We start from the raw sequence: 8,314 nt of genomic DNA on the forward strand, positions 1-8,314 counted from the left end.
CCCCCCCCCCCCCCCCCCCCCCCCCCCCCCCCCCCCCCCCCCCCCCCGCGACTGGTCTGGTCGGCGCCCCGGCGCGGCGGACGGCTGCGCGACCTCGTGCACCGCTGGACGCTCGAGGAGGCCGAGACACTCGGCCTGACCGGGCGCGGCGGCCTGTCGGCACCGGCGCGTGCACTGCTGACGGGCGACCAGAGCTCCGCCGGGCGGCTGCTCGCCGACCGGTTGCCCGACCCACTGGACTCCGTGCTGGTGCAGCCGGACCTGACCGTCGTCGCCCCCGGACCGCTGGAGCGGCAGCTGGCGCGTGAGCTGGCGTTGGTCGCCGACGTCGAGTCCACCGGCGGCGCGACCGTCTACCGCGTCACCGACGCCTCCGTACGGCGGGCGCTGGACGCCGGCCGCAGCGCCAGCGACCTGCACGAGCTGTTCCGGACCCGTTCGCGCACGTCTGTCCCGCAGTCGCTGACCTACCTGGTGGACGACGTGGCGCGACGACACGGCCGGATGCGGGTCGGCGTCGCGAGCAGCTACGTCCGCTGCGACGACGAGACGCTGCTGTCGGAGGTGCTGGCCGCCAAGCGGGTCGGCCCGCTGCGGCTGCGCCGGCTGGCGCCGACGGTGCTTGTGAGCAGCTCGCCGGTCGACATGGTGCTGGAGCTGCTGCGGTCCGCCGGCTACGCCCCGGCGGCAGAGGCACCGGACGGCGCACTGCTGCTCGCCCGGCCCGAGTCGCGGCGCACCGCCGTCCGCCCGCGGCCGCACCGCCACCACGAGGGCGGGCTGGACGCCGCCCAGGCTGCGCTCGCGGTCACCGCGCTACGGGCCGGCGACCTCGCGGCGCGGGCGGCCCGCCGGGCACCGGTCACCACGACCCACTCGTCGACCGCCGACACGCTGGCCTTCCTGCAGGCCGCGGCGCGCGAGCGCCGCCAGGTGTGGCTGGGCTACGTCGATGCGCAGGGCCGCGCCACGTCCCGCGTCGTCGAGCCACGGGGCGTGCAGGGCGGCTTCGTGACCGCCTGGGACCATGTGCGCCAGGAGGACCGCACCTTCGCGCTGCACCGGGTCACGGGCGTCGCCGACGTCGGCTGACGGTCCGGCCAGTCCGGCCGGTCCGGCCGACCTCGGCGTACCTCGCCGTCGTGCCCCGCCAGTGATCCACGCGAAATCCAAGGTGGATTCGGAGTCTCGAAGCACCTGCAACTCCGCGTGGATCACCAGGAGGCCGTGGAGCACCGGGAGGGAATCACCGGCAGGGATCAGACGCCCACCGCCATACGTTGGACACTGCTGTGGTGAACCCTCCCGACGGCCCGCTGATCGTCCAGTCCGACAAGACCCTCCTGCTCGAGGTCGACCACCCGCTCGCCGCCGAGTGCCGGATGGCGATCGCGCCCTTCGCCGAGCTCGAGCGCTCGCCCGAGCACGTGCACACCTACCGGCTCACCCCGCTGGGCCTGTGGAACGCCCGCGCCGCGGGGCACGACGCGGAGCAGGTCGTCGACGCGCTGGTGCGGTTCAGCCGCTACGCCGTGCCACACGCGCTGCTCGTCGATGTCGCCGACACGATGGACCGCTACGGCCGGCTGCGCCTGGAACAGGACCCGATCCACGGACTGGTCCTTCGTACGACCGACCGCGCGGTGCTCGAGGAGGTCGTGCGGAACAAGAAGGTCAGCCCGATGCTCGGGCAGCGGCTGGACCCCGAGACCTGCCTCGCCTTCCCCTCCGAACGCGGGCGGCTCAAGCAGGCGCTGCTCAAGGTCGGCTGGCCGGCCGAGGACCTGGCCGGCTACGTCGACGGCGAGGCGCACGAGATCGCACTGAAGCAGGACGACTGGGTGCTGCGCGACTACCAGTCGCTCGCGGTGGACGGCTTCTGGCACGGTGGGTCGGGCGTGGTGGTGCTGCCGTGCGGCGCCGGCAAGACGCTGGTCGGTGCGGCGGCGATGGCCCGCGCCGGCGCCACCACGCTGATCCTGGTCACCAACACCGTCAGCGGCCGGCAGTGGAAGAGCGAGCTGCTGAAGCGCACCTCGCTCACCGAGGAGGAGATCGGCGAGTACTCCGGTGAGAAGAAGGAGATCAAGCCGGTCACCATCGCGACCTACCAGATCATGACGACGAAGCGGAAGGGCGAGTACGCCCACCTCGAGCTGTTCGGGGCCCGCGACTGGGGCCTGGTGGTGTACGACGAGGTGCACCTGCTGCCGGCGCCGGTGTTCCGGATGACGGCGGACCTGCAGTCCCGGCGGCGGCTCGGTTTGACCGCGACGCTGGTGCGCGAGGACGGCCGCGAGGGCGACGTCTTCAGCCTGATCGGACCCAAGCGCTTCGACGCCCCGTGGAAGGACATCGAGAGCCAGGGCTGGATCGCGCCGGCGGACTGCACCGAGGTGCGGGTGACGATGACCGACGCGGAGCGGCTGGCCTATGCGACCGCGGAGCCGGAGGAGCGCTACCGGATCGCCTCCACCGCCCACACGAAGATCGCCGTGATCCGCAAGCTGGTCGAGCGGCACGACGACCAGGTGCTGGTCATCGGCGCCTACCTCGACCAGCTCGACGAGGTCGGGGAGGCGCTCGACATGCCGGTCATCCAGGGCTCCACCAAGAACGCCGAGCGGGAGCGGCTCTACGACGCCTTCCGCCGCAAGGAGATCCCCGGCCTGGTGGTCAGCAAGGTCGCGAACTTCTCGATCGACCTGCCCGAGGCCACCATCGCGATCCAGATCAGCGGGACGTTCGGCTCCCGGCAGGAGGAGGCGCAGCGCCTCGGCCGGGTGCTGCGCCCGAAGCAGGACGGCCGTACCGCGCACTTCTACTCCGTCGTCAGCCGGGACACGCTCGACCAGGAGTACGCCGCGCACCGCCAGCGGTTCCTCGCCGAGCAGGGCTACGCCTACACGATCGTCGACGCCGACGACGTGCTCGCAGGGGGTTGAGGGGAGCAGCGGGTGGCCCCCGCGGCGGGTGGCTGTGGCCCCCGCGGCGGGTGGACTCCGCGGCGGGTGGACTCCGCGCTCCGCTGACGTTGATCAACGCCGGACTTCCTCACTTTTCCCTTCCTCGGAAAGTGAGGAATTCTGGCGTTGATCATGCGCGCTGACACGGGGATGTGGCCCGGGCGCCCCTGGGCGGGCCGGTTTGCGTCTGGCAACCTGGGAGGCATGCGCGCGACGTCCGGACATCGGATGGGGGCGGCCCTGGCCGCCGTCGCCCTCGTGACGGCGGCCTGCTCGGGTGCGCCCGACGACCGGCTCTCGGAGCAGGAACCCGCGGCGACGGACCAGCGCACCGCCCCGACCACGCCGTGGAAGTGGCCGCGGCCCGCGCCGCTGCCGCCGACGTCGGACGGCACCGGGCTCGAAGGGAGTCGGCTCGTGGCGGCGAAGCCGATCGCCCTGGCCGGCGCGGACGCCACCGGGGCGGCGCGGTTCTCGGTGCGCAGCGGCGGGCACGAGCGGCCCTACCTGCTGGCGCCGGCGCGACGGGTGCCCGCACGCGGACCCGCCGGTCTGCTCCTCGTGCTGCCGGCGGCGAACACCAACCTGCGCACCGAGTACGACCGGTACGGCCTCGACGCCTTCCGCGACCACGGGCTGACGGTGCTGGTCGCGGGCACGTACGCCGCGAACTGGAACGCCGGCTCCTGCTGCGGGCGGCCGCAGGAGGAGGGCATCGACGACGTCGCGGCGGTGACCGCGATGCGCGCTGACGCGGTCCGGCGCTCCGGGGCCGACGCCGGCCGGACCGCGGTGCTGGGCCACTCCGTCGGCGCCTTCATGGCCTGGCGGCTGGCCTGCACCCCGGCCTTCGGCGCCGCCGCGGTCGTCGCCGTCTCCGGGACGCTCGTGGCGGACTGCCCGCGCCTGTCGCGGACCCCGAAGATGCTGGCTCTCAACGGCGACCGTGACACCACGGTGCCGCTGGACGGCAGCCGACAGGTCGTGCCGATCCTCGGGATCGCGCCGCCGTCGGTACGCGAGTCGCTGAAGCGGGTGGCCGCGGCCGGCAGCTGCACGCCGGCCACCACCTTCCGGGTGGGTACCACCTCGGTCACCGACCACGTCGGGTGCAGCGGGGAGGGGGGCCTGCGGCTGCAGGTCGTCGAGGGACGGGGCCACCCGTGGGCCGACCTGGACGCCACCCGACGGGCGGCGGCCTTCCTGTCCCGCTCCCTGCCCGGCGTGCAGTGAGCGATGCGGTGGCCACCGCGCAGGCGGCTGTCGCGGCGGACCTCGGCGATCAGCGATGGCAGCCGGCGCTCGATGCGGCCGCTGAGCATCGTCGCTGGTGGCTGTCGCAGTGGCCGGAGGGTGCCGAGCACGTCCTCGGCCTGCTGGCTCAGGACGCCCAGGAGGCGGTGCACGCGGTCGATCCCGGCTGGCCCCCCTGCACCGAGCCGAGCTGCCCCGAGGCCGGACGGCACGCGTTGTTCGTCGAGCCCGATCTCGGCCCGGATCCCTTCTGGGTCTGCCACACGACCGGCCTACCGGTGGCGGCCGTGGGGTCGCTGCACCGCTGAGCGGCGGCCCGCTCAACCGTGCGACGGCTCAGCCGTAGACCAGACGGGTGACCCACTCGGCGACCAGCGCCGGCTTGCTCTCGCCGTCGATCTCGACCGTGAGCGTCTTGGTCACCTGCAGGGTGTTCGGGTCCTTGGCGTCGACCGCCGACAGCACGCTGGTGGCCCGGATCTTCGAGCCGACCTTGACGGGGTTGACGAAGCGCACCTTGTCGAAGCCGTAGTTGACGCCCATGACGATGCCCTCGAGCCGCTCGCCCGGGGTCGGAACGGACGCGGACAGGTACGTGAGCAGCGACAGCGTCAGGAAGCCGTGCGCGATCGGCACGCCCCACGGCGACAGGGTCGCGCATGCCTCGGGATCGACGTGGATGAACTGGTGGTCCTCGGTGACGTCGGCGAAGGCGTTGATCCGCTCCTGGGTGATCTCCACCCAATCGCCGCTGCCCTCGGACTCGCCGATCGCCGCCTTGTGCAGCTCGTACGCCTTCTCGCCGTTGGTCGTCATGCTCGCGGGTCCTCCTGGTGTCGTGGTGCCTGACGGTCAGGATCGCAGGTGTGGCTCACCCGTACTCGACCAGGGCGGCGAAGCCTCGGGCGAGCAGATCGGCGAGCTGGAACCGCAGCCGGACCAGCGGATCGAGCTCGAGCCGACAGAAGTGAGTCGACCGACGTCGCACCACAGTGCCGGACGCAGCGTGCGGTAGACGAGTTGCGTCGTGTGCTCGCTGACCTCGATGACGAGACGGATCGCGCTGCCCACGGGTTGGATGGCCGGCTCGTTCACGACGACCAGGTCAGGTCGCAGTCGAGTTCTGCTGTCGAGGACGACGTCGGGCTGCGCCTGCACCTGCGCCGTCGTGGCGGACAGCATCATGGCGAGCGCCCGGACGAGGGCCTGATGCTCCGCCGTCGGCGTGGGGAGAAGGTGAATGCTGCCTTCGACGAGCTCGAGCCAGACATGCGGAACAGCGTCGAGGTGCTCGATGCGCCATCCGTCCGGGGCAGGGTCACCCCCACCGGGATGGTCGTCATGCGACTTCGTGTTCCCTCGCTCCGACATGTCATCAAGGGGCACCGCGCGGCAGCGGCGGGCGCACGACCTTCGGCGGCACTGTGGAGAATCCGGACGCTGTGGACGAGTCGCAGCTGGCGGCGGAGCAGCGGGCACGGCTGCGCATCGACGCCCGGCTGCAGGCAGCCGGCTGGCTGGCTGGTCCACGACAGCGACTCAGACCCAGATCCGCGAGTAGTGGCTGTGTTCGGCGCGTCGTGAACAGCCAGATGCCCTTCGGCTTGGGAAGATTGGGCTTGTCGAGAGTCCAGCTTCACCAGAGTCGAAGGGCATCTGTTAGGTGGCGAGAGTACGCGGTCCGAAGGCGGAACGGAAGCGGCGGCGTAGGGCGCGTCGAGTGCGGGTCGGGCAGGCCGACCGTCGGCTGACGCCGTGCGCGGGGGTGGAGGCGGTCCGCGAGGTGGACCGGGTGCTGGGGGTGACCGGCGCGTTGGACAGGCACATCGGGTCGGTCAAGCAGCGACGGCGTGGCTTGACCGGCGGGCAGGTGCTGACCGCGATGGCCAGCTGCCAGCTGACCGGCGGTGATCATCTGGTGAGTCTGGACCGGCGCCGCACCGACAGCGCCGGGCAGCAGCTCGAACCGGTCCCGACCCCGCCGTCGACGACCGCGGCCGGGATCGCTCGCCGGTTCGGTGAGTGAGCAGCAGCTGCGCGGGATCGAGACCGCGATCGGGCAGATCAACACCACGATGGCCGGCCTGGTCGGTCCGGTGCGCCGCTCGGCGTTGCTGAAGGTCGCCACGATCGATGGGGACACCACCGACGTGGAGGTCTATGGCCGGCACAAGGAGCAGGTGGAGTACAACCACACCGGGCAGCGCAACCTGCGTCCGCACATCGGGTTCTGGGCCGAGGCCGGGGTGCCGGTGGCCGCCGAGCTGATGGCCGGTGCGGCTGATCCGCGCAGCAACTGCATCGAGCTGCTGGACCGCTCGATCACCGCGCTGCCCGACGGGGTGCAGACCATCCGGGCCCGCTGGGACGCCGGCTACTTCGCCGGCGCGCTGGCGCACGCCTGCGTGCAGCGTGGGGTGCAGTTCGCGATCGGCGCCAAACGCACCGCTCCGGTCATCGCCGCCGCCGCCCTTCCGCCTGACTGGCAGTGGATTCCGGCGATCGGCATGGATGACACCGAGCTGGCGGTGATCGACTACCTGCCCGGTTCCTGGCCGGCCGAGCAGGTGGTGTGCATCGCCCGGCGGACCCGGATCCCGGCCGACCGGATCCCGACCGAACGGGCCCGCAAGCGCCGCACCATCCCCAAAGAGCAGCTCGCGTTGGCGCTCGAGGGCCGGCTCGACCATGTCTTCGGCTACAGCTTCATCCTGACCAACCTCGACGTCAGCAGCCACGAGAAGCTCGCCGACGTCGAGCACTGGTACCGGCACCGCACCGACATCGAAGCGCTGAACAAGGACGGCAAGCACGGCGCCGCGCTGCGGCACCTACCCTCGAGCTCTCACGCGGTGAACAGCCTCTGGATGTGGGCCGCGCTGCTGGCCTGCGCCCTGTCAACCTGGCTACAAGAACTGTCCGGCATCGACCGCGGCAACGGCCGCGGCCGGCGCACCATCAGCCGGCTACGCCGCGAGCTCATCAACATCCCAGCCCGACTCAGTCGCCGGGCCGGCACCACCTGGCTGCACCTACCACCCGGCCAGCAGCTACTGGCGACCGTGCTGCCGCGGCTGCAGCAACTGCCCCGCCCCGGCTGACTCCGGCCTCGCCGTCCCTACTACCTGAAACCACCCGGGGCCGTGGAACCCCCGCCCAGCCGGCGCGACAGCCGGCCATTCGCCGTGCCCACCCCGCAACACCGCCACCCAATCAAGATCATCCACTCGCTCGCTCCGCCAACGAACCGCTACTCGCGTTTCTGGGTCAGAGGACCTGATCTCCGGCCGCGGCGTCGCCGTGCGCGAGGTGATCACGCGCCGGGGCACGGTCGGGTGGCTACCTGCTGCGGGTGGACAAGCGGATCGTCGGCGTCATCGAGGCCAAGCCGGAGGGGACGCCGCTGTCGGGCGTGCAGTGGCAGTCGGGGATGTACGCGACGGGGCTGCCGGAGTCGCTGCGCCGACGCGCGGTCGAGGTCGACGGACGGCTGCCGTTCGTCTTCGAGGCCAGCGGCAGCGAGACCCACTTCACCAACGGCCTCGAACCGCTGCGGCGCGCCCGCCGCTGCGCCGGATTTCCTCGGCCGGAGACACTCGCGCGTTGGCTGCGGGACCGGGAGACGAGCCCGGCGGCGCCGACCTGGCGAAGCCGCGTGCAGACGATGCCGGCGGTGCCGGGGAGGCCGGAGGGGATGCGGCCGGCGCAGACCGTGGCTATTGCCGGCATCGAGCGCTCGCTGCGCGAGGGCCCGTATGACCGCTCGCTGGCGCAGATGGCGACCGGCGCCGGGAAGACCTACACGGCCGTCTCGGAGCCCTCAACGAACGTGTCGCCGTCATCGTCATCTGACGCGTCCGGCAACAACCGCGGAGACCCTACGGGTGACCGCGGCAGGCAGCGAACCGTCTGCTCATGGCCGATGAGCGGACTCAAGAGCCGTGGCCGCCGACCGTCACAGGAAACGAAGCCTCGAGCGGTGGACGGTGCCGCGGCGGGTACCTCGCCGGGCACCTGGCCGCAAACGCCACAGCTGACGCTCAGACCCTGATTTTGCAGCCTGGTCCGGCCGCCGCCTGATTTCATGATCGTTT

9 protein-coding genes are annotated in these 8,314 nt (G+C 72.1%); 7 read left to right on the plus strand and 2 right to left on the minus strand.

All coding sequences use genetic code 11. The features are described 5' to 3' along the window. The first annotated feature begins 96 nt into the window (after positions 1-96). The 4 genes from WD794_05725 to WD794_05740 all read left to right on the plus strand — a co-directional run bounded on the left by WD794_05725 (position 97) and on the right by WD794_05740 (position 4,528). Positions 97-1,092: a helicase C-terminal domain-containing protein gene (locus WD794_05725; protein MEX2289811.1), complete on the plus strand. Its 996-nt coding sequence runs from the start codon at positions 97-99 to the stop codon at positions 1,090-1,092. 203 nt (positions 1,093-1,295) lie between these two features. Beyond that, positions 1,296-2,945: a DNA repair helicase XPB gene (locus WD794_05730; GenBank protein MEX2289812.1), complete on the plus strand. Its 1,650-nt coding sequence runs from the start codon at positions 1,296-1,298 to the stop codon at positions 2,943-2,945. 225 nt (positions 2,946-3,170) lie between these two features. Then, a complete protein-coding gene (locus tag WD794_05735; GenBank protein ID MEX2289813.1) occupies positions 3,171-4,199 on the plus strand; it encodes a hypothetical protein in 1,029 nt (342 codons plus the stop codon). Further along, positions 4,196-4,528: a hypothetical protein gene (locus tag WD794_05740; protein ID MEX2289814.1), complete on the plus strand. Its 333-nt coding sequence runs from the start codon at positions 4,196-4,198 to the stop codon at positions 4,526-4,528. The genes WD794_05735 and WD794_05740 overlap by 4 nt, the downstream gene beginning before the upstream one ends. Positions 4,529-4,556: 28 nt before the next feature. On the opposite strand, the gene WD794_05745 is transcribed toward WD794_05740, so the two are convergent. Then, entirely contained in the window at positions 4,557-5,036 is a 480-nt protein-coding gene (locus WD794_05745; protein MEX2289815.1) for a MaoC family dehydratase, read from the minus strand. A gap of 36 nt (positions 5,037-5,072) precedes the next feature. Continuing rightward, positions 5,073-5,591 carry a Uma2 family endonuclease gene (locus tag WD794_05750; protein ID MEX2289816.1) on the minus strand — a complete coding sequence of 173 codons (519 nt, stop codon included), beginning with the start codon at positions 5,589-5,591 and terminating at the stop codon, positions 5,073-5,075. A gap of 349 nt (positions 5,592-5,940) precedes the next feature. Between WD794_05750 and WD794_05755 the strand changes: the two genes are divergently transcribed. The 3 genes from WD794_05755 (at position 5,941) to WD794_05765 (ending at position 8,271) form a co-directional block, all read left to right on the plus strand. Then, positions 5,941-6,246: a hypothetical protein gene (locus tag WD794_05755; protein MEX2289817.1), complete on the plus strand. Its 306-nt coding sequence runs from the start codon at positions 5,941-5,943 to the stop codon at positions 6,244-6,246. Beyond that, the gene (locus WD794_05760; GenBank protein MEX2289818.1) at positions 6,239-7,321 is read left to right on the plus strand and encodes a transposase; all 1,083 of its coding nucleotides are present in this window, start codon (positions 6,239-6,241) and stop codon (positions 7,319-7,321) included. The genes WD794_05755 and WD794_05760 overlap by 8 nt, the downstream gene beginning before the upstream one ends. A 251-nt stretch (positions 7,322-7,572) precedes the next feature. Beyond that, positions 7,573-8,271: a hypothetical protein gene (locus tag WD794_05765; GenBank protein ID MEX2289819.1), complete on the plus strand. Its 699-nt coding sequence runs from the start codon at positions 7,573-7,575 to the stop codon at positions 8,269-8,271. Positions 8,272-8,314: the final 43 nt, after the last annotated feature.

Source organism: Mycobacteriales bacterium, assembly GCA_040902655.1.
In the GTDB taxonomy this organism is placed as follows: Bacteria; Actinomycetota; Actinomycetes; order Mycobacteriales; family SCTD01; genus SCTD01.

Coding starts and splice junctions, on each gene's coding strand:
- WD794_05750 (MEX2289816.1), bottom strand. CDS start 5,591: ATGTCGGAGCGAGGGAACACGAAGTCGCATGACGACCATCCCGGTGGG.
- WD794_05745 (MEX2289815.1), bottom strand. CDS start 5,036: ATGACGACCAACGGCGAGAAGGCGTACGAGCTGCACAAGGCGGCGATC.
- WD794_05735 (MEX2289813.1), top strand. CDS start 3,171: ATGCGCGCGACGTCCGGACATCGGATGGGGGCGGCCCTGGCCGCCGTC.